Origin of the sequence: Sediminibacterium ginsengisoli (assembly GCF_900167075.1) — a bacterium.
GTDB lineage: Bacteria > Bacteroidota > Bacteroidia > Chitinophagales > Chitinophagaceae > Sediminibacterium > Sediminibacterium ginsengisoli.
The window spans coordinates 435,591-450,703 of record NZ_FUWH01000001.1 but is presented as its reverse complement, the minus strand read 5'-3'; the positions used below and the strand labels follow the sequence as shown (position 1 = coordinate 450,703).

The following is a 15,113-nucleotide window of genomic DNA, read 5'->3' as shown; positions in this document are numbered from 1 at the left end:
CTACAGGTTTTTGATCCGCTATTGACTCTTTTTGAATGCAGTTTCATAAGCCGTGATCTGTGCGCTGTTCAATGACCGGCCGGCTGCATTGATCACAATACGATACCTGAAAGTAACACTGTTGCCGGCTGCCAGTTTGTAATTGAGCGCCTCCCGTCCTTCGGAAAAGATTTTCTGCCCTAAGGGGTTCGCTGCGAAAAGTCCATAATTACGCGCATGCCAGTAAGTTGGATAACCGGGATTCTCCGGATGATCGATGATGAGGATGCTGATACTGTCGCCCCCCTTTTTGCCATACAGCATACACCAGCTGCCCCTGCTGCCCCAGGCCGAATCGCCCTGTTTGCCTGCGGATGTGAGATAATTGCCGGTTACGCGTGCATCTTTTGTTTCATTCACGCGGGTAATATTCCCTTTATCGTCTTTATATTCTTTTGCCTGCTTTACGGGCAGTTCCAGCTCATGTGCCACACGGAGGCCCAGAAAACCGTCTTTGATATCGGGAAAGGATACGTCCTCCACTGCTGTTAACGTAGTGGTTCTGTCGATGATCCTTGCCTCACCTTCCGCGCTGAACAGAAAGCTGGTTTTTTCGCGCAGCAATACATTACGCTGCTGGTTGGTCCAGCTGGCTTCATAGGCAAGTTTCCCTTTGGATCCGCTTTCAGCTGCGCTGATCCTGTCTGTATGGATCCAGCCGTATTGCGATTTTTTTGCTGCCGGAATATTGTAGGAATTGTTCCAGAAATCGAGCCCGTTCACGTTTTCATAATTCAGCCATAAACCGATATGATGCGGGTGATCTGTAGGGTCGCCGGGTTCGGGATTACGCGGAAAGCCCCTGGTTACCGTTGTTCCGTTAGCCGCATAGATCGGGTACAGGAATGGTTTTTCCATGGTATCTGAGTAGATCAGCGTTGTAAACGGTTTGCCGTTCACAGCAATAACCACCTGTTGTTGTGCCGGCAGATCGGTTACCGTTATTTTCTGTTTTTGCGCTGCTGCAGCTACCGGCAGCAGACATGCGATGAACGCCGCCTGTTTAAGCAGGGATTTCATATACATAGGTATTGATTTGCTTACCTGTTTCAGAAAAAAGGTGCGCCGGAACCAACCAGTCCGACACACCTCAGCCACTTCTACCGATCTTGAATTCTTCGTATGTTATAACTCCAATTGCTTCCTGTTTTTACCAATCAGCACCTGCATCAGCACCCAGGCCAGCAGGTAAGAGAGTCCGCACACAACAAACATGATATAATAAGCCGTTTCGATCTGACCGATCGAGCGGTAATGCACAAACATATTTTTCTGTACAAAGAAAGAGAGACAGATACCGCCCAGTCCGCCAAACATGCCCCCGATACCGGTTACAGATGCTGTAGCTTTCTTAGGGAACATATCACTCACCGTAGTGAAGATATTGGCGCTCCAGGCCTGGTGCGCTGCCGCTGCAATACCGATCACTCCTACCGCCAGCCACATATTCACTTTACCCAGTACCAGTGCTGTAAGGATCGGCAATACGCAGAATGCATAGATCAGCATCGATACTTTTCTTGCTTTAGGTATGGACCAGCCCTTCCTGATCAGGTATAAAGGAAGCCAGCCCCCGCCGATACTGCCGATAGTCGAGATCAGGTATACTACAGCTACAGGCCAGCTTGCCGCCAGCAGCTTGATGTTGTAAGTACTTTCGAAGAAATCGGGCAGCCAGAAAAGATAGAACCACCAGATCGGGTCTGTGAGGAATTTACCCAGTGCAAATGCCCAGGTTTGTCTGTAGCCCAGCAGTTTGAACCATGAGAGTTTCGGTTCGTTCGCTTCTTCCGCCGTTGCTTTTTCCTCATCCTTATCGCTTTCGATATAATGCAGTTCCGCTACTGATAGTTTCTTGTGTTTGCGCGGGATCTCGTACATCATGAACCAGAGCACTACCCATACGAGGCCGAGCAGGCCGGTAAGTATGAAGGCCCATTTCCAGCCCCAGTAGGTAACGATCAGCGGCACGGCGATCGGTGTAACGATAGCACCGATGTTAGCACCTGAATTGAAGATACCTGTTGCCAGTGCCCGTTCTTTTTTAGGAAACCACTCTGCTACTGTTTTGATCGCTGCAGGAAAGTTACCTGATTCGGTTACACCCAGTGCTCCTCTTACGATCTGGAAACCGGCAACCGTATTCACCAGCGCAGTGGCGATACCGGCAATACTCCATAAGAGCGTTGCCAGTCCGTAACCGATCTTGGTTCCCAGCTTATCAATGAGCCGGCCTGCACCGAGCATACCAACTGCATAAAATAACTTGAAGACGATCTCCACATCTGCATAATCGCCGTCAGTCCATCCCATTTGTTCGGTAAAGGTCGACTTGAGGAAGCTGATCACGTTCCGGTCGATATAGTTGATCGTGGTGGCAAAGAATACGAGTCCGCATATCGTCCACCTGTATTTTCCTATGGCCTGGTTCATCGTAGTAAATTTTAAAAGCAGTCAGCCGTTAACCGGCTGATATATGAAAAAAACTGTATTCTATTTTGCCCGCAGCGCTTGCACAATTGCCAATACTTCTCTGGTCTGGCTCTCGATGGCTGCGTAATCTTTCGATTCCAGCAAAGCTTTGCTGATAAGTTTGCTACCCATACCAACCGCACAAACGCCGGCTTTGAACCATGCGCCGATATTTTCCTTAGTGGTATCCACGCCGCCGGTGGGCATAAATTTCAGATCAGGGAAGAGTTCTTTGATGGCGCTCATAAAATCCGGGCCGAGTATATTGCCCGGGAAGAGTTTGATCATTTTAGCGCCGAGTGTTTCTGCGCTGATGATCTCGGTAGGGGTCATACAACCCGGAACCCATAATACGCCGGCAGCATCAGCAGCTTTTGCAACGCTTTCCACGAGACCGGGGCAGATAATGTAGTCTGCGCCGGCATCGATGAAGGTGCGGGCCATATCGCCGTTCTTAATAGTACCGATACCGAGATACATTCCTTTCAGTTCCGTATCGCACACCTTACGCATTTCTTTGAAATTCTGCAGTGCGGCTTCGCCCCTGTTGGTGTATTCAACAGCTCTGATACCAGCCTGGTACAGGGCTTTCAGTACATTGATGCTAACTTCTGTGTCTTTGGTGAAATATAAAGGCAACACTCCCTGTTCGGGTATCAGGTTCATTACTTCTACCTTCTTTTCCATATGGCTTTTTGATTAAAGGACAATGTTATTGGAATTAGCGTTCAGCCTGCCATTTTTTTACGCAAACGTTTGCATAATTTTAAATGGAAAACCTCAGCCTATTATTTCATCTTACCGAAATATTGAGAGAAATTTGAAGATTGATGGTATCAAGATAACACACATCCTTTTATTATTACATTTTAATCTCTACACATGCCAAAAAAAGTTGTAACCCTGGGAGAGATCATGCTCCGTTTGTCTACTCCGGGCTTCGAGCGCTTTGTTCAAAGTGACAGTTTTGATGTTACCTACGGTGGTGGTGAAGCCAATGTAGCCGTGGCTGTATCTAATTATGGACTGAATGGTGTTTTTGTAACCAAGGTTCCGGATAACCCGCTGGGTCAGGCCGCAATCAATCATATCCGCCGTTATGGAGTGGATACGCAATTCATTGCACGCGGTGGCCAGCGTCTCGGTATTTACTTTCTTGAAACCGGCGCTTCCATGCGTGCTTCACAGGTTGTGTACGACCGCGCAGGCGCTTCTATTGCGGATGTGGATGTAAGTGAATTCGATTTCGATAAAATATTTGAAGGTGCGGACTGGTTCCATACAACCGGCATCACTCCTGCCCTCAGCGATAAAGCTGCTGCGCTTACCGAAGCTGCGCTGAAAGCTGCCAAAGCAAAAGGGATCACTACCAGTATAGACCTGAACTACCGTAAGAAATTGTGGAGCAAGGAAAAAGCAAGGGAAGTGATGACCAAACTCTGCCAGTACGTAGATGTTTGTATCGGTAACGAAGAAGATGCCGAAACCACACTCGGATTCAAGGCCGAAGGTACCGATGTTACCAAAGGCGAACTGAATCTCGATGGTTACAAAAGCGTATTTCAGCAAATGAAAGAAAAATTCGGTTTCAAATATATAGCTTCTACCCTGAGAGAAAGCCATAGTGCTTCTGACAACGGCTGGAGTGCGCTGGTGTACGATGGCAATGAGTTCTATCATACCAGGCAGTATGAAGTGCGCATCGTTGACCGCGTAGGCAGCGGCGATTCATTTGCAAGCGGTTTCATTTACGGTCTCGTTGCCGGCAAATCCATGGCCGATGCAGCTGAGTTCGGTGTTGCAGCTTCTGCACTGAAACATACCATTCCGGGCGATCTCAACCATGCTACCCGCAAAGAAGTGGAAGAACTGGTTGCAGGCGACGGATCCGGAAGGGTTCAGCGTTAATCATGTCAGTTCATCAATACGTATATACCGTTCTGTGCTGACTGCGCAGAACGGTTTTTTATTCATTCCAAAAACAAAACAAGATGGTAATCGATTCACTTGCCAACGCACAGAAATATGCTGCACTGCACCCGCTTTTTGCCAAAGCATTCGAGTACATCCGTACAACGGATCTCGCAAGCCTGGAAACAGGAAAGTTTGAGATAGACGGCGACAACCTCAAAGGCAGCGTATCTTACAAAACCGGTATGACCACCGAAGAGTCCATTGCAAAATTCGAGTGTCATAACAAACATATCGATATACAGGTTTGCATCAGCGGTCATGAAACCATTGGCTGGAAGCCCCGTGAAACCTGTACCCAGCAACGCGGAGAATACAACGAGGAAAAAGATGTGGTATTTTACAACGACACTCCTGATATGTATTTCGCACTCGGCGCGGGACAGTTCGGGATCTTTTATCCTGAAGATGTACATGCACCGATGATCGGCAACGACAATATCAAAAAGCTGGTGATCAAGGTTAAGATCTGATTCCGGCTTACTGCAATAAAAAACCGCAGCCTGTATAAGCGCTGCGGTTTTTTGTTTATGATGAACATGCTTTAAAGCAATGTAGCGATCGGTGCGGGGTCCATATCAGTGAATGTATAATTCTCTCCGGCCATTGCCCAGATGAACGCGTAATTGGAAGTGCCTGAACCAAAGTGAACAGACCATGGTGCCGAGATCACAGCTTCATGGTTATTCATTACCAGGTGGCGTGTCTCCTGGGGTTCGCCCATGAAATGGAATACGCGCTGCTCTTCCGGAACATCGAAATAAAAATACACTTCCATCCTGCGGGTATGTGTGTGGGGCGGAACGGAATTCCACACGCTTCCCTGCTCCAGTACGGTAAGTCCCATTACAAGCTGACAGCTTTGTATACCTTCCTGGTGAATGTATTTGTAGATAGTCCGCTGGTTGGATGTTGCCGCTGAGCCAAGTGCAACAGGAGAAGCCTGTTCCTTGGTCATAAGGCTGTTGGGATAAGTATGATGCGCCGGTGCTGATAAAAGGAAAAAACGTGCAGAGCCGTCGTTGCTGCTGAAGGCCACTTCACGTGTGCCTTTACCGAGATAAAGACAATCCAGTTTGTTGAGTGTATATGTTGTTCCGTCCGCAGTTACCGTACCTGTACCGCCAACATTGATGATGCCCAGCTCTCTTCTTTCCAGGAAATAATCGGCGCGGAGTTCTGCTTCATTTGGCAATGCAATACTGGCACCTGCTTTGGGAGCAACACCACCGGTGATCACCCTGTCGTAATGAGAATAAACAAGTTTTACCGCATCCTGCTGCATGAGTTCCTGTACCAGGAAATTCCCGCGCAGTTCCTGCGTACTCATGCCTTTTACCTCTTTGGGACTATTCTGAAATCTGATTTCCATATTGATCTGTTTTCCTTGTTTCTGTATAAAAGATACCGGGTACAAAATTAATGCACCCGGTACCAGTTTTTGTTATCAGCTATCATTAATTCATTAAGCTATCTTGTTCGCATCAGCGCCCCATCCAGCCGCCATCTACAGTGAGGATGGTTCCGTTTACATAATCGGATGCGGCTGACGCCAGGAATACGGCCGGGCCTTTGAAATCCTCCGGTTCACCCCAGCGCGCTGCAGGGATTCGCGAAAGGATCGAACTGCTGCGTTCCGGATCGTTGCGCAGCGCTTCGGTGTTATCCGTTGCGATATAACCCGGAGCAATGCCGTTTACATTGATCCCTTTGGAAGCCCATTCATTTGCCAATGCCTTGATCAGGCTGCTCAGTGCTCCTTTGCTGGCTGCATAGCCGGGAACGTTGATCCCGCCCTGAAAACTCAGCAATGAACAGGTGAAGATGATCTTTCCCGATCCCCTCTCCAGCATACGTTTCCCGATCTCACGGGCAAGAATAAAGGGTGCATCCAGGTTGATGGCCATCACGGTATCCCAGTATTCATCCGGGTGTTCCGCTGCCGGTTTACGCATAATGGTTCCGGCGTTGTTCACGAGGATATCAGGCGTTCCGTTGTTTGCTTCAAGCGACTGCAAGAATCCGTATATCGTTTCACGGTCAGACAGGTTGGCCTGGTAAGCAGTAAACTTCCTGCCCAGCGCTTTCACTTCTTTTTCAATCTCGCTGCCTTCAGGTTCGAGAGAAGCAGATACCCCAATGATATCGGCCCCGGCTTCCGCAAGGCCGAGTGCCATGCCTTTCCCGATCCCTTTATTGCAACCGGTTACCAGCGCTGTTTTACCAGCCAGATCAAACATTGTTCCTGTCATCAGAATATATACTTCGTGCTTAAGAAATTGGATTCATGTTTACCCACGATCTCGTTGATCAGGTGTTTATTGCTTTCTGTGAGCTTGGCTGCCACGAGCGAACGGATCGAGAATGAACGCAGTGCATCCACTACCGACAATGTTCCTTCTGCACTGTCTTTCCTGCCGGTGAACGGGAATACGTCTGGTCCGCGCTGGCACTGGCAGTTGATATTCACACGGCTTACCTGGTTCACCAGCGGATCAATGAGCGATGCTACTTCTTCCTGGTTATTGCTGAAGATACTTACCTGCTGTCCGTGTGTGGATTCGATCAGGTAACCGATCGGCTCTTCCAGGTCATCGAAAGGTACAACCGGGATCAATGGTCCGAATTGCTCTTCGCGATAGAGTTTCATTCTGTTATTAACCGGGTAAAGGATTGCAGGATAAACGAAAGATTCAACTGTTGTACCGCCATGTTCATTTACCACTTTTGCGCCATGTGCTTCCGCATCTTCGATACACTCTTTAAGATAGGCAGGTTTGTTTGGCTCAGGTAAAGGTGTCAGTGACACCCCTTTTTCCCATGGCATGCCGAATTTAAGTTTAGCTACTTCTGCGGTCAGTTGTGCAATAAACTCATCTGCTACAGACCTGTGTACAAACACGATCTTCAGTGCTGTACAGCGCTGGCCGTTGAATGAAAGACTTCCCAGCACTGTTTCCTGCACTGCCAGCTTCAGATCTGCCTTCTGTGTAATGATGGCAGCATTCTTGGCATCGAGACCCAGGATCGCACGCAGCCTGTTCACTTTAGGGTGGAGCTTTTTCAACTCGTTGGCTACTTTGCTTGAACCGATCAGTGTAAGCACATTGATCTTGCCTGATTTCATCAGACCAGGGATGATGGTATTACCACGTCCGTAAACTGTATTTACCACTCCTTTCGGAAAACATTCCCTGAATGCTTCCAGCAGCGGGTAATGCAACAGGGTTCCGTGTTTCGGAGGTTTAAAGAGCAAAGTGTTACCCATGATGATCGCAGGGATCAGGGTTGTAAAGGTTTCGTTCAGCGGATAGTTGAAAGGTCCCATGCACAATACAACACCAAGCGGCGAACGGCGGATCTGTGCTACAATTCCCTGTTCAATGGTGAAACGTGAGGAATCGCGGTCGATATCTTTCAGCGCATCAATCGTTGCGTAGATATATTCAACCGTACGGTCGAACTCTTTCACTGAATCGGCATAGGACTTACCGATCTCCCACATGATGAGTTTCACCACGATATCTTTCTGATCCATCATCTTCGCGATGAATTTCTCCACGCATTTGATACGGTTTGCCACACTCATGGTTGGCCATTGTCCGCGCCCGTTATCATATGCGGTCACCGCAGCATCGAGCGCTTCGAAGGCTTCTTTCTCGGTGCATACGGGATAGGTTCCGATCAGTTTCCTTTTCAGTCCTTCTGCAGTTTTTACACAGATAGGAGAATACACTTCGTGCACATTCCCATCCCATTTTTTCATTTCACCATCGCTGAGGTATTCGCGCTGGTGAATTTCGGTTGTTACCTGGTAGTCTGCGGGTATCTCGTTTTCTGTAACGAAGATTTCTTTTACCTGTTCTCTGAATTGCATGCTATAGGGTTCTGTTGATACTTAAATAAATAACAAAGGATACAAATTTACCATTATTATCCTTCCGGCGTGATCGATTTCCAGCCAAAATACTGCTGTGCATTGCGATAGCAGATATCCTGCACGATCTTGCCGGTCCATTCGATATCGTTCGGCAATTCGCCGTTCTCTATTTCATCACCAAAAAGATTACAGAGCAAACGCCTGAAATATTCATGCCTGGGATAAGACAGGAAACTCCTTGAATCAGTGAGCATACCCACAAAACGACTGAGCAGACCCATATTAGACAAGGCATTCATCTGCTTGATCATTCCGTCTTTCTGATCGAGGAACCACCAGGCAGACCCGAACTGTACCTTGCCGGCAACCGACCCGTCGTTGAAGTTACCGATCATTGTCGCCATCAGTTCATTGTCGGCAGGATTCAGGTTATAAATAATGGTTTTTGTAAGCTTATTATCGCCATCGAGCTTGCTCAGGAATGCAGCCAGTGCTCTTCCCTGTGAAAAATCGCCGATGGAATCCCAACCGGTGTCAGGACCAAGTTGCTGCATCATCCTGCTGTTGTTGTTCCTCAGCGCGCCCAGGTGAAATTGCTGTACCCAGCCTTTCTCCCAATCCCATTCCGCAAAATGCACCAGCATTGCCGATTTGAATTTCCGCTGTTCTATTTCCCCGAGTTGTTTACCGGCATGAATCTTATTGAAGATACTGTCGATCTCCGAACCGGTAAATTCTTCTGCATAGATCTCTTCCAGTCCGTGATCGGATACGGAGCATCCGCAGGCTGCGAAGAAATCGTGACGGCTCTGCAAAGCGTACAGGAAGTCATCGAAAGATGAAATGGAAATATTCGTAACCGCCTCCAGGCGTTTTACGTATTGATTGAATTTTCCGGCATCGGATACATTCATGGCATTATCGGGCCTGAATGCAGGCAGGATAGGAATTTCAAATCCTTCTTTCTTCAGCTGAAGATGGTACTCCAGCGAATCAACAGGATCATCTGTTGTACATACCAGTGCTACGTTCATTTTACGGAGCAGGTTGCGGACAGAATATTCTTTGCTTTGCAGCATCGCCGTACAGGTATCGTAGATCCTGCCGGCGCTCGCAGGGTTCAGGATATCCGTAACACCGAAGTAACGCTGGAGTTCGAGATGTGTCCAGTGATATAACGGGTTACGTAAAGTATAGGGTACGGTGGCGGCCCATTGCTCAAATTTTTCGCGGTCTGTGGCATTACCGGTACAGAATTTTTCTTCTACACCATTGGTGCGCATCGCGCGCCATTTATAATGATCGCCGGCCAACCATACCTGCGTCAGGTTTTCAAACTGAAGGTCTGCCGCGATCTGTTGCTGCGGCAAATGGCAATGATAATCGATCACCGGCATCTGCTTCGCATAATCGTGGTACAAACGCTGCGCTGTTTTGCTTTGCAACAGGAAGTCCTCGTCTAGAAATTTTTTCATGCTTAGGTTTGATTGCTTTGTTGTTATTAATTTTCTCTGCCTGCGCTTGTCTGTTCAATCACAGGCTTACGCCCCTTTTCCAGGGGATAAAATCATCCTGGCCATTGCGTACGGCGCTGACTTTAATTTCGCCGCTGGCCACCTGTATTACATACTCAAGTATCCGTTCTCCTGCTTCTTCTATTGTTTCTTCACCTTCAATGATCGTTCCGGTATTGATATCGATAATATCCGGCATACGGTTATACAAAGCCGTATTGGTAGACAATTTCACCACCGGCGCAATCGGGTTGCCGGTAGGTGTTCCCAATCCTGTTGTGAACAGGACTACCGTTGCTCCTGACCCCACTTCAGCAGTGGTTGATTCCACATCGTTACCAGGTGTGCAAAGCAGATTCAGTCCGGGCTTTGTTACTTTCTCCGGATAATCCAGCACATCTGTAACGGGCGAAGTACCGCCTTTTTTTGCAGCACCTGCCGATTTGATAGCGTCGGTGATCAGGCCATCTTTGATATTACCGGGAGAAGGATTCATATAAAAACCGCTGCCGGCAGCTTCCGCTTTTTCATTGTAGGTTTTCATGAGTTGCATGAACTTCCGCGCCTGTTCTTCTGTTGAGCAACGATCGCTCAGTTCCTGTTCAACGCCGCATAATTCCGGGAATTCGGATAAGATCACCGAACCGCCAGCCGCTACCAGCAGATCAGAAGTGTAACCGATTGCCGGGTTTGCAGAGATCCCCGAAAATCCGTCAGAGCCGCCACATTCGAGTCCGATGCAGAGTTTACTGATCGGCGCCGGTTTTCTTTCCAGCTCGTTCGCCTTTACAAGACCGGCAAAAGTCTGCCTGATGGCAGATGCAACCAGGTTTGTTTCAGTACCTATCTTTTGTTGTTCGAGAATATAAAGTGGTTTGCTGAACTGAGGTGATCTTTTCCGGATCTCTTCCTGCAGCATAGCTACCTGCGCATTCTGACAACCCAGGCTCAGGATGGTTGCGCCTGCAACATTTGCGTGGGTGATATAACCCGCCAGCAGCGCACATAATGTTTGTGCATCCTGCCTGATACCGCCACATCCGCCATCATGGGTAAGGAATTTGATGCCGTCGATATTTTTAAACAACGGCGTTGTTCCTGCTGAGACGGCCGTTTCTTCAAAATCTTCTTCCAGTATCTGTTCCGCACCTTTTCCCGATTTATACATGTCCGATAATTTCTGTGCGAAGCGATGGTATTTTTTAGGGCGCGCATACCCCAGCTCTTCCTGCAGCGCTTCACGGATCACTTCCACATTTCGGTTTTCACAAAACACCAATGGTATCACTAACCAGTAGTTGGCCGTACCAACGCTTCCGTCTTCACGGTGATAACCCATGAAGGTCCGCTCCTTCCACCGGGCTGCATCTTCCGGTGTATGCCAGGCTGTGCGTCTCTCCCGAAGTGAATAAGCACCGGATGCATGTGTTACATTTTCCGTTGCAATACGTACTCCTACAGGAAGATCTTCTTTTGCCAGCGCCACCAGCACTCCGTACATGGTAACGGCGCCACCTGCCGCGATCTCTGCGGTTGTGAATTTATGTTTGGCAGGTATATCTTCCAGTAACAGGTAAGTTTTATCTTTCCATTCGATGGTTTCACCGCTGCGCAGATCCTGCAGGGCTACCAGCACATTGTCTGCCGGGTGTACCTGTATCACTTTATTTTTCATAACTATACTTCTGCTTTTTTAGTGATCACACTTGTAACATCATTCTCTTCCAGCTGACTGAAACAGGCAGTTACGGCAGCTTCAAAACCCGGTAATTCTGAAAGCCTGCAACCCCAGAGTGTTTCATCGTTCAGCACAGCGGCAACATATTCCTGTATGTTTCCTGTAGTGCTCCATGCCTGGTGAAGAATTCCTGCCTTATCATCCTGGATCTGGTAATCCGTACCCTTATGACTGCCTGTATAACAATTGTTATCTGTAAGCCTTGATCTCATGAAACGCAGGTAAGCAGCAAATCCTATAGCCATGCGTTCTGGCACGGAACCGGATTGTGCATAATATTTTTTCAGCAGCGGCACATTACGCATGGCCATTTTTGAACTGTACTGCACTGTTATGTTCAGCCACAAATGTTCGATATGCGTGTTCCGGAAACGATCGATCACTGATGTTGCAAATTCATTGGCTTCTTCTGTTGTGATCGTTTCACCTGCAACCAGCGGTACAATTTCCTGGTACATCAGTTCTGAAACGTACGTCCTGAAATCTTCGTCCTGCATGGCTTCCTTTACGGTTTCATAACCGGCGAGACAGGCAAGTCCGCAGGCAAATGTATGTGTACCATTGAGCAGGCGTAATTTCAGTTCACGGAATTTATTGATATCCGGCGCCAGAACAACACCTGCATCGGCTTTGCTGAAAGACAGGATCGCCTTTGTTCTTTCCGATGCTGTCTCTATCGCCCATAACCGGTAACATTCAGACATGATCAGCAACTCATCTTCATAACCCAGTTTCTCCTGTTCCAGCTTAGCATCAGCACTGTTGAGCTTACCGGGAACGATCCTGTCTACCAGTGAACTGCAAAAATCATTTGCTTCATTCAGCCAGTTGATAAATGCATCGGTCGCCTGCTGTAAACGAGCCAGCTCAAGCACAATCGCTTTCAGTTTTTTCCCGTTGTCAACGATCAGTTCTGTCGGAATGATCACCATGCCCGCTTCTGCGGAGCCATTGAATGCTTCGTACCTTTTTTTCAGGAATGCAAGCAGCTTACCCGGAAAAGAAGCCGGCTTTTCGGCCCGTGCATCTTCAGGCACAAGTGTGATGCCCACTTCTGTTGTATTGGAGATGATGACCTGCATTTCTGCTGATGCGGCACAGCTCAATATTATTTCCCATTCATCATGTGCAGACAACACACGACTGATCGCTGCATTGATAACTGCCCTGTCCTTGCGCTCGCCGGCTTCAAACCCACGTTCCAGCAGCGTGAAGAGTCCATCCTGTTTTTTGAATGCATCTGTCCCGCCTGTTGCTGTAGACTTCACTACTACTACCCTGCCGTTGAACAATCCCTGTTTGTTCGCCTTATCAATAAAATAGTCGGGCAGGCCGCGTAATAAAACGCCTGTCCCAAACTGTAACACTTTCTCCGGTAATTGAAACAGCGCATCTGCAGGCTTTTCCACCCCACTGTTACTGATCTGCGCTACTGTTGTTCTCGACAATTGCATGTTCACCTTTATTTAAGTTTGTTTCTTTTTAACCATTCTGGGTATTCTTTCTGTAGCAGTTTTTCGGGCCAGGTTCCATACCATGCATAACCCGTTCTCCGCTCATACTCGATCTCCTTTACGTCATATTTTTTTTCACTGTCGCGACCGCTGAAAAAAGGGCGGTTCGTCCCGATCTCATAAAACCGGGCCCATACTGTGCTTCCGGGCTCAGGCACCAGTACACGGTCCGTTCCCTTTGGCATAGTTGCATCCGCAACGTCGATGTACTTATACCCGTCAATCCGTACGGCATTGAACCAGTCAACGGCAGATCTGACCGCTTCCACAATTGCTGCAGAAGGTTCTTTCATCCGCATCAGGAAACTCACGATACCCACCGATTCATTACCGCTTAATGATACCAGTTCAAACTTCCGTGCCATTTCCGGTTCCAGCGTACGTGCGTTGTATTGTGCGCACCAGGCCGTCAGTTTGCCTTTTACCTTTATTTGAGTTGCGAGGATGCATGACACACCTTTTCTCACCGCATTACGCACCATTTCATGGTATGCACTGCTGATCACCTCCAGATCATTTTTTCCTTCGAGCACATCTTCCAGGATATTCAGCACATTGATCATCGCATTATCGTTGTACGTGATCTGACTGCGGTAGAGACGGGCATCCGGATAGTATTGAGGCCAGCCACCATTGGCATATTGTGCTTTCAGGTAATAACCGATTCCTTTTTCTGCAGCTGCGAGGTACTTACTGTTATGCGTCTGCTTGTATGCTTTTACCAGGTAACGGACCTCGCGTGCTGTTGCGTTATTGTCGATCGTCGCATCTTCATGCAACGAATCTGCTTTAATGGCTTGACGTTCGGCTTCCGTAAGTGGTTTTGTATAATCGACCTTGATCTCATTTACAGCTTTTGGCCACCCACCCACTGCACGCTGGTATGCCAGCATGTTCTCTGCCATGGGGTCGGTAGCTTGTTGGTACGCAGCTATAGCTGCAGTCTCACCCACCGGATCCCATTTACCGGCAAATGTCCATTGCGGGGTGATCGATTCCGGCCTGGGTGCACCTTCTGCTTTTTCGAGGTTATTCTTATGCCATGCATAATCGCCGCCTTTGCGGTGACTGTTGTAATAGTAAACCCGCTCGCCCCACTGGATCACATTCTGCGGGTTGGATGGATTCAGGTATACAGGCGTATCCGCCATATTCTCAGGGAAACTGCAGTTGATGAGATAGAACTGCGCATCCCTGTGGTAACGTCCGAGTTTGAAACCATCTTCACCTGTAAATACACAATTTTTCAGAACCGTTTTGGAATCCTTGTATTTGGATCCGTCGTGCCAGATAGCAGCTACGTTTCCATGGGCTACAAATGTGCAGTTCTCAGCCCATGCCCAGCCGCGCGGACAATAAAAATCAACGCCGCCTTCCATGAGGCAGTCTTTGAAATAGAACATTCCATCTTCCGTATTCCAGGGACTTACCGTATCACCACCATAGGCACGGAAAATGCAATTGATCACTTTCAGTCTTGTTGTACTGAAACTGCGCAATGCCATCTGGTGACTGCTTCTCCTGGTGATCTTTTCCGTTCCTGCACTGTCGGAAGCACATTTGTATTTCTGCCCTTCAGGATTATCGAACCCGAAACTGTTGATCACGGAAAGATTTTCAAGAACGATATCGCTGCCCTGCAGGTTGATGGTAGCAACACCCCAGTCATCCGGATGTTCGCAGCGCCAGATATCCCTCGATTGGGAAATTGTGAGTATCGTTTTTTGCTTGTCCTCTCCTTTTAATGTGATGAAGTTCTTGTCTAGAAAAATCTTTTCCGTATAAACGCCATTACGTACCAGGATCACACGCTGGGCCTCTGCTTTTTCCGGCAGACTGTTGATAGCAGCCTGGATCGTGAGAAAATCGCCCTTGCCCTTGCTGTCTACGATGATCTCTTTCCCTGCAGTTGCAGACAATACACTGCCAGTTCCAATGAACAGGAAGAATAAACGGACCAGTATATATGTTGCCTTCAATTGCAT

12 protein-coding genes are annotated in these 15,113 nt (G+C 48.0%); 2 read left to right on the top strand and 10 right to left on the bottom strand.

The genetic code is table 11. From position 1 onward, the window contains the following. Positions 1–18: 18 nt before the first annotated feature. The 3 genes from B5D42_RS02115 to B5D42_RS02105 form a co-directional block, all read right to left on the bottom strand. On the bottom strand, positions 19–1,059 hold the full coding sequence (locus B5D42_RS02115) for a DUF6807 domain-containing protein (RefSeq protein WP_078829980.1): 1,041 nt from the start codon (positions 1,057–1,059) through the stop codon (positions 19–21). 105 nt (positions 1,060–1,164) lie between these two features. Next, positions 1,165–2,472 carry an MFS transporter gene (locus B5D42_RS02110; RefSeq protein ID WP_078829765.1) on the bottom strand — a complete coding sequence of 436 codons (1,308 nt, stop codon included), beginning with the start codon at positions 2,470–2,472 and terminating at the stop codon, positions 1,165–1,167. Positions 2,473–2,532: 60 nt separating this feature from the next. Then, positions 2,533–3,198 (bottom strand): beta/alpha barrel domain-containing protein, encoded by a 666-nt coding sequence (locus B5D42_RS02105; protein WP_078829764.1) that lies wholly within the window; start codon positions 3,196–3,198, stop codon positions 2,533–2,535. A 195-nt stretch (positions 3,199–3,393) separates the two neighbouring features. Here B5D42_RS02105 and B5D42_RS02100 point away from each other — a divergent pair, with 195 nt between their 5' ends. Together B5D42_RS02100 and B5D42_RS02095 are read left to right on the top strand one after the other, a co-directional pair. Further along, the gene (locus tag B5D42_RS02100; protein WP_078829763.1) at positions 3,394–4,419 is read left to right on the top strand and encodes a sugar kinase; all 1,026 of its coding nucleotides are present in this window, start codon (positions 3,394–3,396) and stop codon (positions 4,417–4,419) included. An 83-nt stretch (positions 4,420–4,502) separates the two neighbouring features. Further along, the gene (locus tag B5D42_RS02095; RefSeq protein WP_078829762.1) at positions 4,503–4,955 is read left to right on the top strand and encodes a NanQ anomerase/TabA/YiaL family protein; all 453 of its coding nucleotides are present in this window, start codon (positions 4,503–4,505) and stop codon (positions 4,953–4,955) included. Positions 4,956–5,026: 71 nt separating this feature from the next. On the opposite strand, the gene kduI is transcribed toward B5D42_RS02095, so the two are convergent. From kduI to pelA, 7 genes are all read right to left on the bottom strand, one after another. After that, positions 5,027–5,854, bottom strand: coding sequence for a 5-dehydro-4-deoxy-D-glucuronate isomerase (gene kduI / locus B5D42_RS02090; RefSeq protein ID WP_078829979.1), 828 nt, complete (start codon positions 5,852–5,854; stop codon positions 5,027–5,029). Positions 5,855–5,966: 112 nt separating this feature from the next. After that, on the bottom strand, positions 5,967–6,734 hold the full coding sequence (locus tag B5D42_RS02085) for an SDR family oxidoreductase (protein ID WP_176112874.1): 768 nt from the start codon (positions 6,732–6,734) through the stop codon (positions 5,967–5,969). Next, positions 6,734–8,359: an NADP-dependent glyceraldehyde-3-phosphate dehydrogenase gene (locus B5D42_RS02080; protein WP_078829761.1), complete on the bottom strand. Its 1,626-nt coding sequence runs from the start codon at positions 8,357–8,359 to the stop codon at positions 6,734–6,736. Before B5D42_RS02080 ends, B5D42_RS02085 begins: the two co-directional genes overlap by 1 nt. 56 nt (positions 8,360–8,415) lie before the next feature. Further along, the gene (uxaC, locus tag B5D42_RS02075; protein ID WP_078829760.1) at positions 8,416–9,837 is read right to left on the bottom strand and encodes a glucuronate isomerase; all 1,422 of its coding nucleotides are present in this window, start codon (positions 9,835–9,837) and stop codon (positions 8,416–8,418) included. 58 nt (positions 9,838–9,895) lie between these two features. Beyond that, entirely contained in the window at positions 9,896–11,551 is a 1,656-nt protein-coding gene (locus B5D42_RS02070; protein WP_078829759.1) for a UxaA family hydrolase, read from the bottom strand. 2 nt (positions 11,552–11,553) lie between these two features. Then, positions 11,554–13,068 carry a tagaturonate reductase gene (locus tag B5D42_RS02065; RefSeq protein ID WP_078829977.1) on the bottom strand — a complete coding sequence of 505 codons (1,515 nt, stop codon included), beginning with the start codon at positions 13,066–13,068 and terminating at the stop codon, positions 11,554–11,556. Between the two features lie 8 nt (positions 13,069–13,076). Then, positions 13,077–15,113 (bottom strand): pectate lyase, encoded by a 2,037-nt coding sequence (pelA, locus tag B5D42_RS02060; RefSeq protein WP_139366944.1) that lies wholly within the window; start codon positions 15,111–15,113, stop codon positions 13,077–13,079.